19 protein-coding genes are annotated in these 24,017 nt (G+C 45.2%); 15 read left to right on the top strand and 4 right to left on the bottom strand.

Features of this window, described 5'->3' with window-relative positions:
• The first annotated feature begins 1 nt into the window (after position 1).
• Entirely contained in the window at positions 2-2,020 is a 2,019-nt protein-coding gene (locus HNR77_RS20480) for a chemotaxis protein CheA (RefSeq protein WP_260410728.1), read from the top strand.
• Between the two features lie 162 nt (positions 2,021-2,182).
• On the opposite strand, the gene HNR77_RS20485 is transcribed toward HNR77_RS20480, so the two are convergent.
• Positions 2,183-3,073 carry a LysR family transcriptional regulator gene (locus HNR77_RS20485; protein ID WP_111273383.1) on the bottom strand — a complete coding sequence of 297 codons (891 nt, stop codon included), beginning with the start codon at positions 3,071-3,073 and terminating at the stop codon, positions 2,183-2,185.
• Between the two features lie 114 nt (positions 3,074-3,187).
• On the opposite strand from HNR77_RS20485, the gene zwf reads away from it, so the two are divergent.
• From zwf to HNR77_RS20505, 4 genes are all read left to right on the top strand, one after another.
• Positions 3,188-4,711: a glucose-6-phosphate dehydrogenase gene (gene zwf, locus HNR77_RS20490; protein WP_184188413.1), complete on the top strand. Its 1,524-nt coding sequence runs from the start codon at positions 3,188-3,190 to the stop codon at positions 4,709-4,711.
• 43 nt (positions 4,712-4,754) lie between these two features.
• Positions 4,755-5,420 carry a fructose-6-phosphate aldolase gene (gene fsa, locus HNR77_RS20495; protein ID WP_184188416.1) on the top strand — a complete coding sequence of 222 codons (666 nt, stop codon included), beginning with the start codon at positions 4,755-4,757 and terminating at the stop codon, positions 5,418-5,420.
• 69 nt (positions 5,421-5,489) lie between these two features.
• Positions 5,490-6,908 (top strand): NADP-dependent phosphogluconate dehydrogenase, encoded by a 1,419-nt coding sequence (gene gndA, locus HNR77_RS20500; RefSeq protein ID WP_184188418.1) that lies wholly within the window; start codon positions 5,490-5,492, stop codon positions 6,906-6,908.
• A 239-nt stretch (positions 6,909-7,147) separates the two neighbouring features.
• Entirely contained in the window at positions 7,148-8,251 is a 1,104-nt protein-coding gene (locus tag HNR77_RS20505; protein ID WP_184188420.1) for a metallophosphoesterase, read from the top strand.
• Positions 8,252-8,287: 36 nt separating this feature from the next.
• On the opposite strand, the gene HNR77_RS20510 is transcribed toward HNR77_RS20505, so the two are convergent.
• Positions 8,288-9,304 carry a hypothetical protein gene (locus tag HNR77_RS20510; protein WP_184188422.1) on the bottom strand — a complete coding sequence of 339 codons (1,017 nt, stop codon included), beginning with the start codon at positions 9,302-9,304 and terminating at the stop codon, positions 8,288-8,290.
• A gap of 361 nt (positions 9,305-9,665) precedes the next feature.
• On the opposite strand from HNR77_RS20510, the gene HNR77_RS20515 reads away from it, so the two are divergent.
• Entirely contained in the window at positions 9,666-10,238 is a 573-nt protein-coding gene (locus HNR77_RS20515) for a 5' nucleotidase, NT5C type (RefSeq protein ID WP_184188424.1), read from the top strand.
• A 34-nt stretch (positions 10,239-10,272) separates the two neighbouring features.
• Here HNR77_RS20515 and HNR77_RS20520 read toward each other — a convergent pair whose 3' ends face one another.
• The gene (locus HNR77_RS20520; RefSeq protein WP_184188426.1) at positions 10,273-11,154 is read right to left on the bottom strand and encodes a helix-turn-helix domain-containing protein; all 882 of its coding nucleotides are present in this window, start codon (positions 11,152-11,154) and stop codon (positions 10,273-10,275) included.
• 137 nt (positions 11,155-11,291) lie between these two features.
• Between HNR77_RS20520 and HNR77_RS20525 the strand changes: the two genes are divergently transcribed.
• From HNR77_RS20525 to HNR77_RS20555, 7 genes are all read left to right on the top strand, one after another.
• Positions 11,292-13,964: a family 78 glycoside hydrolase catalytic domain gene (locus HNR77_RS20525; protein WP_184188428.1), complete on the top strand. Its 2,673-nt coding sequence runs from the start codon at positions 11,292-11,294 to the stop codon at positions 13,962-13,964.
• A 150-nt stretch (positions 13,965-14,114) separates the two neighbouring features.
• Entirely contained in the window at positions 14,115-15,203 is a 1,089-nt protein-coding gene (locus HNR77_RS20530) for an acyltransferase (RefSeq protein WP_184188430.1), read from the top strand.
• A gap of 246 nt (positions 15,204-15,449) precedes the next feature.
• A complete protein-coding gene (locus tag HNR77_RS20535) occupies positions 15,450-15,635 on the top strand; it encodes a hypothetical protein (RefSeq protein ID WP_260410730.1) in 186 nt (61 codons plus the stop codon).
• A gap of 40 nt (positions 15,636-15,675) precedes the next feature.
• Positions 15,676-15,981 (top strand): hypothetical protein, encoded by a 306-nt coding sequence (locus HNR77_RS20540; RefSeq protein WP_184188432.1) that lies wholly within the window; start codon positions 15,676-15,678, stop codon positions 15,979-15,981.
• 252 nt (positions 15,982-16,233) lie between these two features.
• Positions 16,234-17,073: a BglG family transcription antiterminator LicT gene (gene licT, locus HNR77_RS20545; RefSeq protein WP_184188648.1), complete on the top strand. Its 840-nt coding sequence runs from the start codon at positions 16,234-16,236 to the stop codon at positions 17,071-17,073.
• 342 nt (positions 17,074-17,415) lie between these two features.
• On the top strand, positions 17,416-19,329 hold the full coding sequence (locus HNR77_RS20550) for a beta-glucoside-specific PTS transporter subunit IIABC (RefSeq protein WP_184188435.1): 1,914 nt from the start codon (positions 17,416-17,418) through the stop codon (positions 19,327-19,329).
• A 68-nt stretch (positions 19,330-19,397) separates the two neighbouring features.
• The gene (locus HNR77_RS20555; protein WP_184188437.1) at positions 19,398-20,840 is read left to right on the top strand and encodes a 6-phospho-beta-glucosidase; all 1,443 of its coding nucleotides are present in this window, start codon (positions 19,398-19,400) and stop codon (positions 20,838-20,840) included.
• A gap of 226 nt (positions 20,841-21,066) precedes the next feature.
• Here the strand turns inward: HNR77_RS20555 and HNR77_RS20560 are convergent, their stop codons facing one another.
• Positions 21,067-22,227 (bottom strand): S8 family peptidase, encoded by a 1,161-nt coding sequence (locus tag HNR77_RS20560; protein WP_184188466.1) that lies wholly within the window; start codon positions 22,225-22,227, stop codon positions 21,067-21,069.
• 199 nt (positions 22,228-22,426) lie between these two features.
• Here HNR77_RS20560 and HNR77_RS20565 point away from each other — a divergent pair, with 199 nt between their 5' ends.
• Positions 22,427-22,951, top strand: a complete 525-nt coding sequence (locus HNR77_RS20565; RefSeq protein WP_260410732.1) for a GNAT family N-acetyltransferase — start codon at positions 22,427-22,429, stop codon at positions 22,949-22,951.
• 142 nt (positions 22,952-23,093) lie between these two features.
• Positions 23,094-23,948, top strand: coding sequence for a Cof-type HAD-IIB family hydrolase (locus HNR77_RS20570; RefSeq protein WP_184188651.1), 855 nt, complete (start codon positions 23,094-23,096; stop codon positions 23,946-23,948).
• The last annotated feature ends 69 nt before the right edge of the window (positions 23,949-24,017 follow it).

Raw genomic sequence — 24,017 nt, forward strand, 5'->3', positions numbered from 1 at the left:
TATGATGATGGACTTGTCTGCCTACCGTGACATTTTTATCGAAGAACTGAATGATCAATTGGAACGAATGGATCAATCTTTACTTGCGCTGGAGCAATCACCTTCTGCTGAACTGATCCAGACGTTATTCCGATCAGCTCACACGATCAAGGGCTCGGCATCCACCATGGATTTTCGTGAATTAAGTGATCTCACTCATGAGGTGGAATTTGCACTGGAATGGGTTCGCTCCGAGAAGCCGGAAATGACAGCGGAACTGATTGATACCCTTTTTCGTTCGGTGGATGCGATGAAGATGCTGCGTGATCAGTATGTGCGAGGGGAACCCTATACCGATGTTCGAGCTGTTGTGCATGAGATACATGCCTTGATTCGCAAACCAAAGCTGGATGTGAAGCTGCAAACCGCTGTGTTGAAGCAGATCACTGCAAATGCTGCACAAGAAGCGGTGCTGAATGGTAAGCAATTGTACGCTGTGCATATACTGCTTCGAGAGGATTGTATGATGAAAGAGCCAAGATACCATATTCTCCGTAAGCGTTTGGAGGAAGGTGGCGGCACTGTGCTCTCGTGCTCTACAGAAGACACAAGTCTTGATAATCAGAATACAGGTGAACAAGATGAACTCTATAGACAGTTTATAATGGTCATTGCTTCCTCATTAAGTGATAACAGAATTAAAGAAGTGCTTTCCAGTGATTCGGATATTCAGACCATCGATGTGAAGCCATACCTGCTGCATAGCAGTGAAACGGCAGCCACACTGGAGGAGTCAAAATCGGAAAACGAGGTAAGTGTAAGTATCTCGGAATCCGTCTCCCCTTCAATTGAAGATAAGGCAAAGACGATGCAGCCTACAGTCAGAGTAAATGTCGAGCGGCTTGATCATCTGATGAATCTGGTGGGTGAATTGCTGATTGATCAGACATCCTTGGCTGATCTGAGCAGATCTGGTGCCCGAAAGGATACCTCAACGCTGCTACAGAATATTGGCGGGGTATCCGATCATATGGGGCAAGTAATCAAGGAATTGCAGGATGGGGTCATGAAAACACGTATGCTGCCCATCGATCAACTGTTTAACCGATTTCCAAGGCTGGTACGCGACTTGTCACAGAAGCTGGGCAAAGAGCTGGAGCTTGTTATTCACGGAGGAGAGACCGAGCTGGATCGCATGATTATTGAGGAGTTAAGCGACCCGTTAATCCATCTCATTCGTAACAGTGCCGATCACGGCATCGAAAGTGAGCAGGTACGTGCGGCAAACGGGAAACCGTCCAAAGGTCGTATTACATTAACTTCATTTCATGAGGAAAATCATGTTGTCATCCGTTATTCGGATGACGGTAAGGGTATTGATGGCGAGAAGATCAAAGCATCTGCATTGTCTAAAGGCATCATCAATGAAGAGCAGGCTGCGCGATTGAATACAGACGAAGCCGTTCATCTGATCTTTGAGCCCGGGTTTTCCACAGCTTCGACAGTCAGCGATGTATCCGGCCGGGGTGTCGGTATGGATATTGTGCGAAGCCAGATCGGAAGGCTTAACGGCATCATCGATATTGATACGCAGGTGGGCGTAGGCACGACCTTTACAATTCGGCTGCCGCTAACCCTTGCTATTATCAAAGGGCTGCTGGTGAAGGTTTCAGGCCGTGTCATGATCCTGCCGATGTACAACGTAGCCGAGATTGTACGAATTATGCCAGCCGATATTCAGATGATTCAGGGTCAGCAATCCATTCTTAATCATGGGCGTATTGTACCCTTTTACCGCTTGAGTGAGAAATTGAATTATGCCAATTCGGAGCGTCGCTCCAAAACGATTCCTATCGTCATTGTACGCTCGGTTGACAAAGTTGCAGCTTATGCGGTAGATGAAATCATCGGGAATCAGGAAGTGGTTATCAAGACACTCGGCACATATCTTGGCGCAATGAACCATCTATCTGGTGCTACCATTCTGGGGAATGGTAAAGTAGCTCTGATTCTGGACGCATCGTATCTTGTAAGCCATTAAGGCATCACCTATCCTGATCATATACGTATGGTAGGAGCGCTTTTGCGCTCTTCCGTAAAACCTCATAGCCAAACATAGCAAACAGCCACAAAGTTCCGGTTAAGTCTGGAATCTTGTGGCTGTTTATGTTTATTAATAGATGAATGCCAGTAGGCTATCAAGTCAAGTCTGTGCCTTGAAAATCAAATCCATAAACCGATTGGCAGCCGAGGAGATCGGCATGTTGCGTTTGGTCATGATTCCGACGTGGGAAGGCGGGAGTGGCACGTCCAGCTGAATCTCAAACAGGGAGCCATCCTCCAGCTCTTTGGAGATGAACTCACGTGTGACATAGGAGATACCCAATCCGCGGCGGGCGAACTCTATTAACAGATCAACACTGCCGACTTCGATCTCAGGTTTCAATGTGTAGTTGTAGCTGTTGAAAAGCTCGGTAATAGCCATTCGAACCCGACTGTTTCTGGAAAACAGGATGAGCTCATGCTCAAGCAACTGTTCAAGGGTTAGTACTTTTCCCTTCAATTGGGCATAACGCTCGCCTGCAACAAAGCAATCCTTGAGCTGAATGCTCTCGCGAACTTCGAGTTGAGGATCAACGATTGGCATTCGTACAACGCCAAGATCAATTTTACCTTCCTTCAGAAACGTAATGACTTCGGGTGTCGTGCCATGACTTAAATGCAGCTTGATGTTAGGGTACTGAATATGGAATTCCTCGATGTACGATAACATGTAATGCTTGAACAGTGAGTCGCTGCCGCCGATCCGCAGTTCCCCGTTGTCCAGGTTTTTGAGTGCAGCCATCTTCTCTTCTGCGAGCGAGATCAGAATTTGGGACTGTTCGATATAGGAATACAGACTTGCGCCCTCCTGAGTTAATGCAACACCTTTGGAATTTCGATAAAAGAGGGTGAGTCCAAAGCTGTCCTCCAGCTGTTTAATCGCATGACTGACGCTTGGTTGTGTAATGTACAAAGCTTTGGCGGCCTGAGTCAGACTGCCTGTTTTGGCAGCCCAATAGAAGACTTTATATAGCTCATAATTTGTTGTCATAGATATCGTCTATAGCTCCTGTGAAATATATTAATTACTTGTATAGCTATAAAACGTATTATAGTGTAACTACAGCAAAGAAACCAGAGTTACTTGGAAGGAGCACGGTAAGAGATGGAACCAACTACGATTGTTTTATTTGGAGCTACTGGTGATTTAGCCAAAAGAAAAATATATCCTGCCTTATATAATCTATATCTTGAGCGTAAGCTTCCAGAAACCTTCTCCCTGATCGGCATGGGCCGCAGAGAGTGGTCGGATGAATTTTTCCAGGCTCAAGTGGAAAAATCTTTACATGAATTCTCCAGACGTCAGGGAGATCATGATTCGGTCAAATCATTTGTGAAAGCTTTCCGATACAGTGTATTGAATATCAGCCATAAGGAAGATTATATAAAGTTACTGCAATTGGTTGAACAAAGAGAGGCCGAGCTGGGCATTCCATCCAACCGTTTGTTTTATCTCTCTGTTGGACCAGAGTTTTTCGAACCGATTGCTGAAAATATTCAATCAAGCGGGCTGGGTTCAACGCAGGGTTGGAAACGTCTTGTTATTGAGAAACCTTTCGGTCATGACCTGCAGTCTGCTCGTGACCTCAATCGCAAGCTGAGCGAATCCTTTACGGAGGAAGAGATTTACCGGATTGACCACTACCTGGGCAAACCGATGGTACAGAAGCTGGAGACGCTGCATCAGAGCAACCCGATTATGAAGGCGCTCTGGAACAACCGTTACATCTCCAACGTGCAAATTACTGCCAATGAGACTGTAGGCGTTGAAGAACGTGCATCCTATTATGATCATGTCGGTGCTGTTCGCGACATGTTCCAGAACCACATGCTGCAATTGCTGATGATGATGGCTATTCAGCTCCCATATAACAGCACTTCCGAAAATGTGGGACAGAAGAAAAAACATATCATGGAATCCATTCAGCCATTGCAAAAGCAGACGGTGGGTGCAAGTATCATTCGCGGACAGTATGCTGCAGGCAGCATCCAAGGCAAACCGGTACATGCATACACCGATGAGCCCGGGGTAGCGGAGAACACGATGAATGACACATTTATTGCGGCCAAGCTGCAAATTGATGATTTCTTCTGGAGAGGTGTTCCGTTTTACATCCGTACGGGTAAAAGAATGAAGGAGAAGTCAACACGAATCGTGATTGAGTTCAAGGAACCTTCTGGCCAGGGCCACCTGATCAAGAATAACGGTTCGAAGCCGAACCTGCTTGTGATCGAGATGAGCCCGGATCAAAGCATGACTCTTCAATTGAACGCAAGTGATCCTGAAAATAAAGGTGAATTCAAGCCGGTTCACATCGATCTTGCTCCAGATCAGGGAGATCTGGCCGAGGCTTATGAGAACCTGATTCGCGATGCGCTGCATGGTGATCCAACATTTTTTGCACATTGGGATGAAGTTGAGTTATCCTGGGCTTGGGTACAGCCAATTCTGGATGCATTTAATGAAAATCTTCTTCCGCTTCACTTGTATGCTGCCGGAAGTTATGGTCCTGCGGAATCGGATGCCATGCTGGAGGCAGATGGTCACCACTGGTGGTTTGATGAGCCATCTGAACTGATTTCCGAGGAAGACAGCGACGTACCAATGGCAGTTAACGGCAACATCTAATTCAAAAAACTAAAAAACCAAAATAATCGGAGGTAATTCAATCATGAAATTTTTTATCGATACAGCTAACGTGGAAGACATTCAAAAAGCATATAAAATCGGTGTATTGTCCGGTGTAACGACTAACCCTTCTCTGGTAGCCAAAGAAGGGGTGAAATTCGAAGATCGCATCGAAGAAATTTTGAAGCTTGTACCTGAAGTTGAATCCGTTTCTGCTGAAGTAACGCCTGACGCACTGACAGCCGAAGAAATGATCGCACAAGCCAATGAATTGATCAAAATCAACAACAATGACAAAAATATTACGATCAAACTGCCAATGACACTTGCAGGTCTGGAAGCTTGCCGCTACTTGACTAAAAAGGGTGTTAAAACAAACGTGACATTGATCTTCACGGTGAACCAGGCGCTGCTTGCAGCTCGTGCAGGTGCAACATACGTATCTCCGTTCCTGGGCCGTCTGGACGACATCTCCGAAGATGGCGTGCAGCTGGTATCCAAAGTGGCTGAACTGTTCCGCACACATAACCTGGATGCTCAGATCATTGCTGCATCCGTGAGACATCCGGATCACGTTACACGCGTAGCGATGGCTGGAGCACATATTGCTACAGTTCCATTTGCAGTCATCGAACAAATCTCCAAACATCCGCTGACAGATCAAGGTATGGAGAAATTTGCAGCAGACTGGAAAAAAACAGTACAATAAGCTGCGCGTTGAGCGTGAACAAGCTTTAACTAAACATATCTATCATTCATGGAGTATTGGGAGGACATAATGAGTAAACAACAGATTGGTGTTATTGGACTTGCAGTAATGGGGAAAAACCTTGCTTTTAACATTGAAAGCAAAGGCTTCTCAGTAGCGGTATTCAACCGTTCCCCTGAGAAAACGCATGATCTGCTGAAGGAAGCAGAGGGTAAAAACCTGATTGGCACGTTTTCGATTGAAGAGTTCGTAGCTTCTCTGGAGTCCCCGCGCAAAATTTTGATCATGGTGCAAGCAGGTAAAGCAACGGACGCTACCATTGAGCAGCTGCTTCCACATCTGGATCAAGGCGACATCATCATTGATGGCGGTAATGCTTATTTCCCTGACACGCAGCGTCGCAGCAAAGAGCTGGAAGCAAAAGGCTTCCGCTTCATCGGCGCAGGGGTATCCGGTGGCGAGGAGGGTGCTCTGAAAGGCCCTGCGATCATGCCTGGTGGTCAGGAAAGTGCTTATGAACTCGTAGAGCCGATTCTGACAGCAATTTCAGCTAAAGTGGGCGACGATGCATGCAGCACGTATATCGGACCAGACGGTGCGGGACACTATGTGAAAATGGTTCATAACGGTATTGAGTATGGTGATATGCAGTTGATTGGTGAGGCGTACCACTTGCTCAAATCTGTACTGAATGTCTCTGTAAAGGAACTGCATGAAATCTTCACAGAGTGGAACAAAGGTGAACTGGACAGCTATCTGATCGAGATTACGGCTGACATCTTCTCCAAATACGATCCGGAAACGGGCAAACCGATGGTGGATGTCATTCTGGATGCGGCTGGACAAAAAGGAACAGGCAAATGGACAAGCCAAAGCGCGCTGGATCTCGGCGTACCGCTGTCCATGATTACGGAATCCGTATTCTCCCGTTTCTTGTCAGCCATGAAAGACGAGCGTATCGCGGCAAGTAAAATTCTGAACGGACCTAAAGCCGAAGCATTCTCGGGTGACAAAAAAGCATTCATCGAGAGCGTGCGCAAAGCGCTGTTCGCAAGTAAAATCGTATCCTACGCCCAAGGCTTCGCACAGATGCGTGCCGCATCCGACGAGTATGGCTGGGATCTGAAATATGGCAATATCGCGATGATCTTCCGCGGCGGCTGCATTATCCGTTCGCAGTTCCTGCAAAACATCAAGGAAGCATACGACAAAGACGCAGCGCTCAAAAACCTGCTGCTTGATCCATACTTCCAAAACATCGTAGAATCCTATCAGGATGCATGGCGTGAAGTTGTGGCAGCTGCGGTGAAACAAGGTATTCCGGTGCCAGGCTTCTCCAGCGCATTGTCCTACTACGACAGCTACCGCACAGAGCGTTTGCCAGCAAACCTGCTGCAAGCACAACGTGACTACTTCGGCGCGCACACATTCCAACGTGTGGACAAAGAAGGTTCATTCCACTTCCAATGGATGGATACGAACGAGTAATATAGTTACTAAATAAATACACCTCTTCCACACTTCGCTTTGAGTATGCTTACTCATCGGAGGCGGAAGAGGTGTTTTATTGTTTCAAAATCAAACATCATCAAATTGTAATAAAATGTACCTATCTGTAGTCTGCAAAAGCTGCTGGAGCCCTCTATTTACGTTATACTAGTTCAGACGGAACTGTATCCGTTAAAATAGCAGTATATTACTTTTTGAACGTGGGGGTCAGGCCAGGCATGTTTATACTCGTAGGTATTTTGTTTTTGCTCGTATATGGATTATTAGTATTCTACATAGGCTGGAGCGGCTGGAGCTGGATGAAACCTGTCGTGGCGGCAAGATTCCGCTGGTTGTATATTACAGGGCTTGTGTTCCTGGCGGTTTCCTTTATTCTGGCGCGGCTGTTTGGCAGTATTTCGTTTCTTGGCATTATCGGTTCTTACTGGCTGGCAATCTTCTCGCTGTTGTTGCTTATTCTGCCGATTGTACATCTAACGTTGTGGCTGCTGCGGTTGACGCGTATTCCAAGACATCACGCGCACAAATGGGCGGGAGTTGTTACGCTGGTGCTGCTTGTTACAACGATGGGGTATGGTATTTATAATGCGTACAGCCCGGTCGTCAGACAATACAACATTCAGATTGATAAAAAGGTAGAGGGGATCGACAAGCTGAACATTGTGATGGCGGCCGATATGCATTTCGGTCTGCTGTCAGGCCCTTCCCATGCGAAACGTATGGTGGAGGAGATCAACGCACTCAAGCCAGACCTCGTCTTATATCCAGGTGATCTGATAGATGACAATCTGGCGATGTATGAGAAAAGTGGAATTGCGGACATCATTCGTGATATCCATGCACCTTATGGCGTATATGCTTCGCTCGGGAATCATGACAAATTCGACGGACCGGTCGAGGAGCTGATTGCAGCATTGGAGAAAAGTAATATGAAGGTGCTGTATGATGATAAGATCGTTCTGGATAACCAAATTACGCTGATTGGACGCAAGGATCGAACGGAACAGGATCGGGCAGAGGTCGCAGAACTCATGAAAAATACGGATCTGAACCGGCCTGTCATCATGATGGATCATCAGCCTTATGATCTGGATATCGCCGAGCAGAACAAGGTGGACCTGGTTGTATCCGGTCACACTCATCGGGGCCAGATTGCACCAGCCCAGTGGATTACACAGGCCATCTATGAAAATGACTGGGGTTATCTGCAGAAGGGCTCTATGCATTCCATCGTTACCTCAGGCTTTGGTTTCTGGGGACCTCCAATCCGTACAAGCAGTCGTTCCGAGATTGTACAGATCAATGTGACCCTTGGGCAGTGAAAAAACAGCCTCTTCGAAAGAAGGGGCTGTTTTTGATTAATTCCGTTCACCGTTTGCCGAAATGGCTTCAAACGAGTAGAAGCTTCCTTTTTTATTTATTTTACCTACGATTGTAGTGGCCCCTTTTTTCGTGAAGGTATATTGGTTATCCTGGATACGAACGTTGTATCCCTTCAAATTCAGGCCAAAGATCGCTTTAACTTTAGGGGTTGCGACGGAGAGTGCTTTACTTTTACTCAGCTTAGGTTTAGCAAAAGACTTTTTGAAATCAGCATCATTATTCCAGTCCTTGCCCAGTTCGTTTTCCACCTTCCACACCTTGCCGGTGTTACTTCCGATATGCACGTAGTTCAAATTGCTGTCATCCTGATATTTCCAAAGTGTATCCTTGTTTGCTTTGGTAAGCAGCGCATAATCGAATGGTTTCACGGTGGATATGCCAAGTGTTTTGAGCGAGTTCCGGGCTTTATTGGTTAGGGCAGCTCGTGCATCCTTTATTTTATATTGAATACTTGCTGACATTTGGTTGTTGTGATCCACATCGACGTACAGACTTTGGTTAGGCCCCCAGATGACCCAGTAATTTTTGAGTCCGCCTTCGTTCACTAATTGATTTACACGCCATAAGGCCTCAACTTCGAATTTTTTGTCTTTATCGAAGGTGTTCAGAAAAGCGGTTATTTTGGTACGTAAAGCTTCATCCATGACTTTGTTGAGATCATCGGCTTTATAACTAATCATAGTGGAAGTAACTTGTCCCTTTTTGGGATCATAATTTTGAGAGAATTCAGCCTCGGCTGTGCCGGTCAATATGCCATTAATGTGCCATTCATCAAATGAAGTATCTACAGATGTAAATTGTATCGTTTGTTTACCAGCCAGTGTTGTGATCGCATCCGTTAACAGCTTTGTCGCTTTTTTATCCAGTTTCACAGTGCTTTGCTCATCCTGAACAGCCGATGATTCATTGGATTGAGCGTATGTGACGGGAGCTGTGGATAACAATAGTGTCATAGAAGTGATCGCTGCGGTTATAGAAACAAATTTTTTCAAGGTAATTCCTCCTGTATACATAAGTGTGATGGTATTAGATATTCATGCCTGGATACACTATTAACGTGGATGAAAAGGAAAATGTTGCATACTTCTATAAGTTAAGCTCTTTAAACAGATATTTAGGAACCAATTATACGATCTGGGGAGTCATCGATCTGATCAGTGCATTCAACCCGGCTGGTATCAGAAAGTAATTGCTTCAAACGGCGAGAATCTGGATTGATATGGGACGAATCAGCTTTGCTTCGTGGTATTTTGCCGCGGAGCAGAGCTTTTTTTTGTATTTATGTACATGAAAAATAAATGACGATATAGCAGACGAAGTGGTATACTGTGTTCGTATCAGGGAGGAATAACGATGACAAAACCTATGATTGCCGTGGATATGGATGACACGATCTGTCATCTGGTCAAACGGGCGATATACCATAACAATATCATTTACCCGAGCCATCCGCTTCAGTACGAAGATATGGTGCACTGGGATACTACACATTTGCGTCACCCGGAAAGTACACATGAGGTGTTCTACGGTCGGCCTGGTCTGTTTGAGGAACTCGAGCTTTATGACGAGTACGTGGTGGAAGAATTGAGCAAGATCAACGAGGCGTATGACCTGATTATTGTGACGGCCGCAGAACCCAAAACGGTCATGGAAAAGTGGAACTGGCTGCAGAAACATATGCCGTTTATTACGCTGGAGCAGTTTATAACATGCAAACGCAAAAATTTGCTGGCCTTCGACCTTTTGATTGATGACGGACCGCATAATTTGATTCCGGCTTTTGAGAGTGGGCGGAAAGTAATCTGCATCCCGCATCCATGGAACAAGCAGCAGCTTGAGCATTACGGGTTTCCCCAAATGTCTTTCTGGAAAGATGCGAAACTGTACATTGATGAGCTATTGCAGCCCCAAGGTCTTCATTTATAACATTTATTCGTACTAGCGTATCCAGAGTAGAAAGTTATACTCTGGATTTTTTGCGATAAGCTAGCGGAGTCTCACCTGTTATTTTTTTGAAGGCAGCATAAAAGGAATCCATGTCATGATAGCCAACCATTTCAGCGATCATACTTACTGTATAGTCGGTTTGCTTTAACAGTTCACAGCTTTTTTGAATGCGTAGATGTTGAAAATATGATCCAAATGTCTGTCCGGTATAGCGGACAAACATTCTTCCGATCTTCTTTTCACTCCACCGGGATAGCTGCACCAAGTTTTTCATATGAATGCGTTCACTGAGGTGCTGCCTGAGATAAAGAAGGATGGTTTCCATGTCATGAGGGGCGGGGGGATTGTTAGCGGAGTTCTGATCGTTCTCCTGTTGATTCTGTCTGTAAGTCATGATGATTAATTGGCTAACCAGCGCGTCTAACATGGCAAGAGAACCTGGCCCGGGAACGGAAAATTCACGGTACAACTGTATCATTATTTCTTCCAAGCGGCCGGAATGGTCTGTAACGGAAATATAATGCTGCCGGTTTTGCTCCAAATCCACCAGATGCTGAATGAGGTAATCATCCCGGAGAATGTGTTTCAGCGAATGTATTAATTCTGAATTAAACAAACAGTTGTAGATAATCAAGGGGGTTTTTGCTGCATCCGTGCTTATAGGGCGAAAGACATGAGGGACTCCAACAGGAATGACAAATAACATGCCCTTGTGGACAGGCACAATATCATCACCGATATGGTGAAAACCTCTACCTTCCGCAACGTAACTGTATTCAATGAAATCATGGGTATGAAAAGGCATCACAAAATTCTCAGAGCAGCGATTGACGAATAACTGCAACGGAAGATTCAGAAAGTATTCGCTTTTCAATAGTTCCACAGACATTTTCATGTACAGTCTCTCCTTCGAACAGATGGCTGTATTGGCGGATGAAACAGTCCGTTTTACCGGACATTTCAATCAATAGAATTAATATAATTATATCGTAACCTGCCAACGGAAGCCATAATGGAGAGGATGAGCACAATATGTTAAAGGTTAATGACCTTCGCTGTGAATATCGAATGAATCCGATAGGGTTGGATGTCCGGTCACCCCGACTGAGCTGGAAACTGGAATCGGATCGAAGGAACTGTATGCAGTTGTCTTATCAGGTTCAGCTGTCTCATGCACCCGATTTTGCAGATATTGTATGGGATACACAAGAGTTGAAATCAGATCAGTCCGTTCATGTCGAGCTGGGAGGTTTTCAACCTGCTGCCCGAACAAGGTATTACTACCGGGTCCGGGTTCGGGATACGGTCGAAGAATCATCCGGGTGGTCGGATACCGCTTTTTTTGAGATGGGCCGCATGGAGCACAGCACGCAATGGACCGGGGAGTGGATTACAGCCAGGATAGCTGGTGAACCTGACACTTCCTGTCCACGTATGCGAAATTGCTTTCAGATTGTGAAACCTGTTCTCGCTGCAAGAATTTACGCTACGGCACTTGGGCTGTATGAGCTACATCTGAATCATGCTCGGGTAGGTGAGGCTTATTTTACGCCAGGCTGGACTACGTATAGTAAGCGCTTGCAATATCAAACTTATGATGTAACCCACCAGCTTCAGTCTGGAGACAATGTGCTCGGAGCTTACCTTGGGGATGGCTGGTATCGGGGATATCTTGGCTGGAATAAAGAACGAGAAATTTTTGGTTCCACATCTGCACTATTGCTGGAGCTTCATATTCGATATGCGGACGGGTCTGAAGAAGTGATCGGTTCGAATGAAGAGTGGTCTGCTGCACCCAGTGCCATACGCATGTCGGATATTTATATGGGGGAAACCTATGATGCGCGTATGGAGAGTGACTGGGGTGATCAGTCCCGATACGAATGGTCACCAGTTGAGGTTCTTTCCTATCCCAAGAACATAATCGTTGCGCAGGAAAATGTCCCTGTTACGCAGATGGAGCGGCTCCAACCTGCAGCTTTGCTGACAACACCGCAAGGAGATCGGGTATTGGACATGGGACAGAACATGGTAGGCTGGATGAGATTCAGCATTGAGGGCAATGCAGGGCAGACGGTTGAGCTGCACCATGCCGAAATTCTGGATCACGAAGGGAATTTTTATGTTGACAATCTTCGTGCTGCAAAGCAAAGGATCCGATATACCCTTCATGGTCAGGGGGTGGAGACATATGAACCCCACTTTACATTTCAGGGCTTCCGCTATGTAAAATTAATTGGTTTTCCGGAAAAGGTTGCTTTGGATCAGTTTTCAGGAGTTGTACTGCATTCCAGCATGGATCGTACAGGCCACTTCGCTTGCTCCAGCTCGCTGGTCAATCAGCTCCATCATAATATTGTATGGGGACAGAAAGGGAACTTTCTTGACGTACCAACGGATTGTCCGCAGCGGGATGAGCGGCTAGGGTGGACGGGGGATGCACAAATGTTTATTAGAACCTCCGCATATCTGATGAATACGGCCCCCTTTTTTACGAAGTGGCTTCGGGATTTGCGAGCGGAGCAAGGAGAAGATGGGGGGATACCGTTTTTTGTGCCAGACCTGCGAAGCTCTACCTCTGAAGGCTGGGGAGATACAAGTCATTCCTCAGCTGCATGGGGGGATGCGGCCGTGATCTGTCCATGGGTTATATACGAAATGTATGGTGACGTGCGACTGCTCAAGGAGCAATATGAAAGTATGCAGAGATGGGTTGCGTATATTTATGAGCAGGGTGAGAATGCTTTCCTCTGGAATACAGGCTTTCATTTCGGGGACTGGCTTGCACTGGATTCTAAATCAGGCAGCTACGTTGGCACGACCGACATCCATTATGTGGCAACAGCATTTTACGCATACTCAGTCTCGTTGACTCGCAAAGCTGCGGCTGCACTCGGCAAGTTGCAGGATGCAGAGTATTATGATGAGTTGCATCGGAATATTGTGAAGGCGTTTCGAGACGAATATGTCACTCCTGCAGGCAGAATTGCAGTTCCTACTCAAACAGCACATGTGCTTGCCCTGCAGTTTGATCTGCTGGAAACATCAGCCTGTACTCGTGCAGCTGCTCAATTGACTGAACTGTTAAAAGAAACACAAAACCATCTTACGACTGGATTTGTAGGCACTCCTTATCTGAATCCAGTACTAAGCGATATGGGAAGGAATGATCTTGCTTATGAATTATTATTGCAGGAGGATTATCCGTCCTGGCTTTACCAGGTAACCCAGGGAGCAACGACTGTGTGGGAACACTGGGATGGCATGAGGGAGGACGGAAGCTTGTGGAGTGCTGATATGAACTCGTTTAACCACTATGCTTATGGTGCTATAGGTGAGTGGTTATACCGTTACGTAGCAGGTATTCGGCCTGACGAGAAGCAGCCTGGGTTTAAGAGGGTGCATATCAAGCCGCATCCAGGCCCGGGACTGGAATGGGCAGAAGCAAGCTATGAGAGCATGTATGGCAATGTAAAGTCCAGCTGGCATCGGCAGGCGAATGGGGTACTGGAGCTCTGTGTTCAGGTTCCAGCCAATACAAGAGCTGAAGTGCGTCTACCTAATGCTGATCGTCAAACAATTATGGAAAATGGCAGGCTGCTTGACGATTCTCCCGAGATTCAAGTTTTAGAGAGTTCGGGCACGCATGTGGACCTGACTGTAGGCTCTGGAAACTATCGATTCATCTATAGCATCATTGAATAAGAAGGTCATGAACACAGTTCAACCTTGTTTACTGAAAATACGAGAAATTAAGATTGTAATCTCCTCGCCAGCTGATTAAAATAAGATTTGGAATCTGGATTGCAGCCGGAAACTATCTTTCTACTATCAGTCACAAGTGAGGTTATATGTATGAGTCAACCGGTTGATCGGCCCCGGCGCATAGAGTATCTGGATCTCTACCGTGCAATTGCGATTATGGCAGTTGTGGCAATTCATGCAACATCAACAGCTGTTGCGCATTATCCAAAGAATACGTTTGATCATGATCTGTTTTACTTCTGGAATACGTTTTTGCAATTTGCAGTGCCAGCTTTTTTATTTTTATCTTCCCTGGTGTTGTTTTACAACTACAATGCGAAGCTGAATGAAAAGGGCTGGGTGCGTTCTTTTTACAAAAAGCGCATGTTCTACATATTCATTCCTTATGTTGCGTGGTCCTTCATTTATTTTGTCATTAAAAAGTGGCTGGCAGGCAAGGAGCCGATCGAAGACAGTATGCAGCTTGTGAAGCAGTTGATACTGGGCACAGCTCATACGCATTTGTACTTTTTTCTAATTATCCTTCAGTTTTATATCGTGTTTCCCTGGTTACTTGCCTTGACGAAAAAACCATGGTTTAAGCGATATATGCCGCTGTATTTTATTGCAGGGCAAGCGCTGTTCTACGCATTGCATCTACAATTTCATTTTGAACGAACAGGCAGCCTGCTGCCGAGTTATTTGATTGTTATTGGCTTTGGAGCCTGGATTGGACTGAACTTTGATTCCATGATGAAACAAATGAATCGTTTCCGTTATCTATTATTGGGTGTGCTTTTAGGGGCAGGATTGCTATCGATGTATGCCACCGACACCATCAAAACAGCTTTGATGGAATGGCCGACGTTAACCTTCACAATCCTGTTCATCATTCGCAATGCGTTTACACTATCTGCTTGTTTGCTTTTGTTAATTGTAAGCGAACGAGTGGGCTCAAGAAAACGGCGGAAGCAACATAAGGCGGCTCGTTTAATGGATTCTGTGGGAACTGTAGCCTTTGGCATTTTTTTAATTCATCCTTTAATCCTGCTGTTCTGGAGACGTGAGCTTACGGATGATCTTGCCCGTCATTTCAGTTTGGGTATTGTATTATCTTACATCGCTGCACTGATGCTCTCCTGGTTATGTGCCGTAGGTTTGCGCCGATTAAAGTGGGGATGGGTACTCATCGGCCGCTAATTAGGTCTAATTGGGCTTGAAAAACAGGTGAATAAGTATAAAGAGATTTTAAGCTCCTCTTGTGGAAAACTTGAAATCTCTTTTTTATTTGCGGCATAACAGGTATGATGAATTAATGTCCATTTCATAGAATTTATGGATGAACACGCGGTACTGACGAGCGCATAAAGATATCTGGCGAGGGGGAAACATGTTGAAACTGGTACCCCGGAAGGGAAACGTCTGGTCGGATTATTAAGGGAGGAAATGTTTCAGGCTGTTGCCAAAAGTGACCTGCCATGGTCTGAGCAGGACTTGTTGGATTCCATGATGTATTACCGATTAAATTCCAAACCGGGTGAGATTACACATGAGCGTTATCTTCGGATAAATAATACAAATATAAATCCAGATCAAACAGCAAGATTGATTCAGGAGCATTTCAGTTTGTAGTTTATTACAACTCACCTGATCATCAAAGAGGAGGAGAACCATGTACTTTTTTATGCTTTTTTTGGTTGGCGTTGTGTTATGTTTTTTGTTCCCTTATGGTCCAATGATCGTTGGGGGCATCATCTTTGCAGTGGTCATTGATCACTATCGCCAAACGTCATATATTCGTGAGGATATTCAGGCAATCAAAAACCATCTGAAATTAATGAACAAGGAAGAGCTGGAGGAGTATGAGATGGATCAGGTTTATAAAAATTCAGATCGGATTCCGTCGGAAAGAATGGATGTTATCAATCGACAAATTGAGCTCGAACTCGAGCGGGAGAATAAAAACAAAAAAACATAACCTATTTTTCAATGATTACAATCTGTTTTGGATAAAACTATAAATATCCATCCCTTGCCTTGGAAGCACTTTTTTTATCTGGATGGCAGATTGTCCATTTCACCCAAGACAGCAATTGTTTTGGTGTTGCATTCAGCAGTAAAATGTAATACCATGAACGCACATATAGTTCACATTGAAGAGATTAGGGCATGTCCAGAAACCTCAAGGCGCAGGTATGGTTTGCCTTTTTCTGTATATTGGAGTGATGAAGTGAAGATCGAGAAGGTGTTAAACAATAATGCGGTAGTAGCCATCAAAGATGAACAGGAAGTTATTGTTATTGGGCGGGGGATCGCTTTCCAGAAACGGGCGGGCGATATGATCTCTGACCAGCATGTTGACAAGGTGTTTACTTTACAGAATGAAGATATTCAGGAAAACTTTAAGGCATTAATCGCGAGTATACCGCTTGAGTACATGAAAGTGTCTGAAGAGATCATAGACTATGCCAAACGAAAACTGGGCAAAAAGTTAAATGACAGCATCTATCTGCATCTGACAGATCATATTCATTTTGCTATTGAGCGCTACCGCAACAACCTTCCGATTCGCAATGGCTTGTTATGGGAGACCAAGCAGCTGTACAAGGACGAGTATGAAGTAGGACTTGAGGCGTTAAATATGATCTGTGATCAATTTGGAGTGCTTTTGCCTGAGGATGAGGCTGGCTTCATGGCGCTGCATTTTGTGAATGCTGCACTGAACGAAGAGATGCCTAACATTCGCAACATGACACAGGTGATGCAGGAGATTCTGACCATTATCAAATATCACTTTAAAATGGACTTTGATGAAAATGCGCTGAACTACACTCGTTTTGTGACTCACCTGAAGTTTTTCGCCCAGCGGCTGGTAAAGGGCAAGCACTACAAAAGCAACAATGACGAGGAATTGTTTCAGATGATTCAGAAAAAGTATCCCGACGCACATAAGTGCTCTGAAAAAATCAAAAAATTCATTGAAAATAACTACACCTATCAACTGACTGACGAAGAGATGATGTATTTAACCATTCATATCGAGAGAGTTGTCAATGCCACTTCTGAGTAAACATGCGGGTTAACTTATTGAATAAAAAAAGTGCTTGCAAATGTAGTTCAGATGTACTATGATGATCCCAAGAAGTAAGCGCATACATGGTCAATCGGATTGTAACTGTTCAATCAGGCAATTCCGGCTGTAAGGCCCCAGGGTTGATCCCAGTGCTTGCCAAATATCTTAATCGAATACCAATGTGTACAGCCTTACAGGGTTGCAACCGTTAAGGGCAAAACCTGAATTGCTGAATAACATGACTGATTTCCGGATTTCCGGTACGTTGTGATTGTTCAGTAGTTCAGGTTTTCTTTGTTTCACAGACATGGGGAGTCTACTTAGAGAGGAAGAATGACAATGAGCAACTACGATCAATTGGCAAAAGACATTCTGTCACGGGTTGGTGGCCCGAAGAACGTAAACAGTGTATTTCATTGTGTGACAAGACTGCGGTTTAAACTGAAAGATGAAAGCGTAGCCAAAACGGAAGAACTTAAAAATCTGCCGGGAGTCATTACGGTAATGCAGAGTGGCGGGCAATATCAGGTCGTTATCGGCAATGAAGTGCCTGATGTATATAAAGCAGTGGTTAAAGCAGGTAACTTGTCTGCTGAAGGTCAAGTAGATGAGAATGATGCGGATGCAGGTCCCAAAGGCAATTTGTTTAACCGCTTTGTAGATATGATCTCCGGCGTATTTACCCCAGTTCTTGGATTGCTTGCAGCGACGGGCATGATTAAAGGTTTCACGGCAATGTTCGTGTCCCTGGGCTGGATTAGTAAAGAAGCTGGCACGTATGCCTTATTAAACGCCATTGGAGATTGTTTATTTTACTTCTTCCCAATCTTCCTTGGGTACACAGCCATTAAAAAATTTGGTGGAAGTCCATTCCTGGGGATGGCGATTGGTGCTTCTTTAGTTTACCCGACACTTGCGGGAATTCGCGGTGGGGAACCGATGTATACTTTGTTTGCAGGAACTTTGTTTGAATCACCGATTCGGATTGAGTTTCTAGGTATACCGGTCATTTTGATGGATTATGCTTCATCCGTTATTCCGATTATTATAGCAACGTTCTTCGCGGTCAAAATTGAACGTTTCTTCAAAAAGGTTATGCCTAAAGTAGTCAGCAATTTCCTGGTTCCATTCTGTACATTGCTTGTTATTGTACCCCTTACATTTCTGGTTATTGGACCAATTGCGACATGGGCGGGTCAATTATTAGGAGCATTCACATCTTCCATTTACGGACTGAGTCCGTTACTTACAGGTCTTGTAATCGGTGGTTTGTGGCAAGTATTCGTCTTGTTCGGACTCCACTGGGGACTCGTGCCATTGGTATTCGTTAACCTTGCGACCCTTGGCTATGATTCGATTCTGGCACTTTCTTTTGCAGCTTCCTTTGCTCAGATCGGTGCAGTACTTGCAGTTATGCTGAAAACGAAAAGCCAAAAGCTGAAAACACTCGGTGCACCTGCATTCATTTCCGGTATCTTCGGTGTCACTGAGCCAGCGATTTACGGTGTGACATTACCGCTCAAAAAACCATTTATTATGAGTTGTATCGCTGGTGGTATTGGTGGGGGGATTCTTGGTTTAGTAGGAACGAAAGGTTACATCATCGGTGGTCTTGGAATCTTCGGTTATCCAAGCTATGTGAGTCCTACAGAAGGAATGAATTCCGTATTCTTCTGGACAGTTGCAGCTACAATTATCGCATTCATTCTTGGTTTCATCCTGACATATGTTGTTGGCTTCAAAGATCCTGTTGAAAAAACGGCTGCGCCGGCACCTGTTCTTGATCCGAACCCGAACAACCGTTTTGAAATTGTAAGCCCAATGGCGGGTGAAGTGGTTGAACTGAAAGAAATTAATGACGTTACATTTGCAGGAGAGCATATGGGTAAAGGTATTGCGATTCGTCCTGTCAGCGGCAGAGTTGTATCTCCAATCACAGGTGTTGTGCAAACGGTGTATCGTACGAAACATGCAATCGGTCTTGTATCGGATGATGGTGTTGAGATGTTGATTCATATTGGTCAGGATACAGTTCAATTGAAAGGCCAGCATTTCAATGCACATGTGAAGGATGGCGACCGTGTTAATGCAGGTGATCTGATTATGGAGTTTGACCTTCAAGCGATTAAAGATGCAGGTTATGAGACAATTACTCCAATTATTGTAGCCAATACTCCTAATTATCTGGATGTTGTCGCTACCAAAACGGCAAGTGTGAACGAGCAGGATAAGCTGCTGACTGTACTGAGCTAATCGGAATGCATAGTATCTGACTAATCGATCGTAAAGATAACTATGGCGAATATAGGAGGTATACCTCAATGTTTGAACAACTAAAGACCTTCCCGGAGAACTTCCTCTGGGGAGGAGCAACGGCCGCCAATCAATTGGAGGGTGCTTATCTTGAAGGAGGAAAAGGGTTAACAACGGTTGACCTGATTCCGATTGGTGCGAATCGTTTTCCGATTGCACTGGGTAACCTGGATTCATTTGAACCCAAAGAAGGAGAGTTTTATCCTTCACATGAAGCGATTGATTTTTATCATCGGTATAAGGAAGATATTGCGTTATTTGCTGAAATGGGATTCAAGTGCCTCAGGCTTTCGGTAGCCTGGGCACGGATTTTTCCGAATGGCGATGATGCCGAGCCGAATGAAGCGGGACTTCAGTTCTATGATGACGTTTTTGACGAGCTGCTGAAGCATAACATTGAACCCGTCGTAACGATCTGCCACTTTGATGTACCTGTAAGTCTGGTGAAGAACTATGGCGGATGGAAAAATCGCAAGATGGTCAGCTTTTTTGAAACCTATGCTAAAACACTGTTTAATCGCTACAAAGATAAAGTGAAATACTGGATGACATTTAACGAGATTAATATGCTGCTGCATCTGCCTTATATCGGCGCAGGAATCGTGCTTGATGAAGGTGAAGACAAGGAACAGGTTTTGTATCAAGCGGCTCACCACGAGTTGGTTGCAAGTGCGCTGGCGGTTAAAGCTTGTCACGAGATCATTCCGAGCGCGCAGATTGGATGTATGCTGGCAGCGGGTATGGTCTATCCGTATAGCTCACATCCGGAAGATGTATGGAAGGCGATGGACAAGGATCGCGAATCCTTCTTTTTCATCGACGTACAGTCCAAGGGGGAATACCCGGGATACACGAAGCGGTTTTTCAGAGAAAATCATATCCACATTGATATGCAGCCGGAAGATGCCGACATTTTGAAGCAGCATACGGTCGATTATATCGGTTTCAGCTACTACGCAAGCCGCTGCACAAGTGCTGATCCTGAAGTGCTGAAGAACTCTACGGAGGGGAATGTGTTTGGTTCAGTGAAGAATCCGTATCTTGAAGCATCGGAATGGGGCTGGACCATAGATCCCAAAGGGCTTCGCATCACATGCAACCAGCTACATGACCGATATGGGAAACCGCTATTTATTGTAGAAAATGGCCTCGGTGCAACCGATGTATTGCTGGACGATGATACGGTTGAAGATGACTATCGCATTGCCTATCTGAACAGCCACTTTGCCGAGATGGCGGAGGCGATTCAGGACGGTGTTGAGCTGATCGGTTACACCAGCTGGGGACCAATCGATCTGGTTAGCGCAGGCACGGGAGAGATGAAAAAACGTTATGGCTACATCTATGTAGACAGAAATAATGATGGCAGCGGAACGCTTCGTCGTGTGAGAAAGAAAAGCTTTCATTGGTACAAAGAAGTTATCGCAAGCAATGGTGCACAATATTTCTGATTAAGGCGTTTATGCCTGAAAGTAGACAAAGAACATTCTCGTTATGACGGGATGTTCTTTGTTCGGTAGAAATTGAAATTTGGGCAGCAAAACCGTAAAACTAAAAAAGTTATCTAATAGAACTATGGAGCGTCATTTATTGATATAGAAGCTCCATGGTTTTTCATTTATTTGTGTGCTGCTGCCAGAGAGACACCATTCGTTCATCTGCTTGAGCGGATGGAGTTCAGGGTACCTGTAGACTCTGATATGCATTGAGTCTTCCATAGGTCCAATAGATGCCGGAACCCGAGATCGGATCTGAGGCGAAGCATAATGCATCTCGAATCTGGGCATTGTTTTTCCCCCTTGCAGCGAGCAGTGCTGCTGCACCCGCAACTTGCGGAGCTGCCATGGACGTTCCGCTAAGATAGGCATATGAGTTGCCCAGATACGTGGAGAGGATCGCATCCCCCGGTGCAGCCATATCGACCCAGGAGCCATAATTGGAAAAGTTGGATTTCAGGTCATACGAATTGGTGGAAGCAACCGCAATGACGTTAGGATATGAAGCAGGAACGATGGGGTATGATGTGTTATCATTGCCTGCCGCCGCAATAATCACGGCTCCGCGATCCCATGCATACTGAACAGCAGCTTGAAGGAACGCATCTCCCGCTGGTCCGCCCAGGCTGAGATTCACGACTTGAACTCCGTTGTTGGCTGCAAACACTAGCCCGTTGCCCACGTTGCCAATGGTACCTTGGCCGTTGTTATCCAGCACTCGAATCGGCACGATGGAAGCAAGCGGTGCTGTACCCGCGATGCCAACGCCATTGTTGGTTATGGAAGCAGCGATGCCAGCAACATGTGTACCATGACCGTTTCCGTCCTCAGGGATGTTATCGTAATCGACATAATCGTAGCCGGGCAGGAGCTTGCTGGCCAGCTCAGGATGATTTAATTGCACGCCTGTATCAATGATGGCGATTTTAATCGAGCTGCTGCTTTGAGTGATATCCCATGCGGCTGGAGCGTTGATCTTGTTCAGATTGTACTGGTAAGGAAAGAATGGATCATTCGGTATAAATGAGGCTTCAACGAGATAGTTGGGATGCGCATGTTCAATGAGAGCATGCTCCTTGTATTGTTTGAGCATACGATGCATTTTTTTGCGAGATTCGATCCGGTACCACCCCAGATCTTCATAGGTTTCGGCCACTTTGCATTTGTTCTTCCGATGAAGGGTGTGCATCTGATCGGCGGTTGTACCTTCCTTGAACTTGAGCAGCAGCTGGTGAGGAGCATGAGGATGGAACTTACTTGCAGCTTTCTGATCTGCATATCGAAGGGTGAACCAGATGGAGATCAAAAGGATAACTGCTGTGATGCCAAACGATAACCACATGGTTGGTTTACCCCTTTCAGATTTGGATGATGATACGCCTTATCGTATGCGGAGTCTATCAAAGTGCGCGGGCTTTCTTCCAAATTGGTCGGGAGTACAGGTAGATTCATAGGGTTGCCTGGTGTCAGTTCATTGATAGGTTTGCTAGAATTCGTTAAAATGAGGAGAAGCATCTCATAACAAAAATAAGGAATGTGATATGTTGACAGAACAACAGCTAAAACCGGAAGTAAAACCTGTTCAATCCCATGAGATACAGGAAGCAATTGATTTTGCTATGCGTGTGCGTAGTGAGGTTTTTTCCATGATAGATCCGAGCGTATTACCTAAAGATTTTCAACAGTTTACAGAACATTATCTGGATCGTAACGATGCCATTTTTCTTGTTGCCCGGTTGGGCGAAGCAGGCATTGTCGGTTCCATCGGCATTATGCCATATGACGGACGTATTCAGGCTATTGAAGGCCGTTACTCGGCTTCTACCGCAGCTGAGATTGTAAAATGTTACGTTGATCCTGCCTACCGCAGGCATGGCATCGGTTCACTGCTAGTACAAGAATTGGAGCAAATTGTAACCCGAATGCGATATACAACGTTATATCTGCATACCCATCGTTTTCTGCCTGGAGCAGTGGATTTCTGGGAACGTCAAGGATTTGCGTTTATTGCGGAAGAAGAAAATGAATGGCAAATCGTGCATATGGATAAACCCATCCATTTTTAGATCGGAGAGATGTATGAATGTATACAAGTCTGATTGAAAAACTGGCTCACACAAAGGCGGTAAAATGGTTTCCGAATCTTCAAGATCAGGAGGAAAATGGTTGATCAACGAACATAGAGAATGCAATTGGGGGAAAACACAGATGAACAGCATAACACGAAAAATTGTATTTATTGATATTGATGGAACTTTGGTCGATGATGACGGCAGCATTCCTGTGTCTGCACAAGAAGCGTGTAAACAAGCGCGCAAGAACGGACATCTGCTGTATTTGTGCACGGGGCGCTCCAAGGCCGAAATTTATGATTCAATCTGGGAGATTGGTTTTGATGGATTAATTGGTGCAGGCGGAGGGTATGTAGAATACGGCTCTGACATTTTATATCACAAAAAAGTAACAGCTGAAGATGTGCGGCATATGGTCGATTTCTTCAATGAACACGGCATTGATTTCTATCTTGAATCCAACTCGGCCCTGTATGCCAGCAGTAATCTTCAAGCTCATCTGGAGCGCCGAATCTATGGTGATGTCGAGAATGATCCGGCTGCACGGGAGAAAAAAGAAACGAAGCCACATCCGTTCATTGCCGGGTTAACATATGGTGAAGCCGATCTGTATAAGGATGACGTCAACAAGGTATGTTTTCTGGAAAGTCCTATCATTCCGTTTGAGCGGATCAAGCAGGAGTTTGAGGGCAAGTTTGAAGTCATTCAGTGTACGGTACCTGTCTTTGGCGAGGGCAGCGGGGAGCTGATGATCCCGGGTATTCACAAAGCCATTGCGATTGCCGACCTGCTGGAGCATCTGGGCATGTCCTGGGAAGATACACTGGCGATTGGTGATGGCATGAATGATGCCGAGATGCTGGAATTCTGTGCGGTAGGTATTGCAATGGGCAACGCCAAACCGGGTCTGAAAGCCATCGCTGACGACATCACAGCCTCTGTGGAAGAAGACGGATTGTATCATAGCTTTGTAAAGTATGGCTTGATCTGACTTGTCCAGAATCAAGAAGAAACAGGCATCTCCGCTTTGGAGATGTCTATTTTTTTTATGTCTATGTGT

This window comes from Paenibacillus sp. JGP012, from assembly GCF_014203995.1.
In the GTDB taxonomy this organism is placed as follows: domain Bacteria; phylum Bacillota; class Bacilli; order Paenibacillales; family Paenibacillaceae; genus Paenibacillus; species Paenibacillus silvae.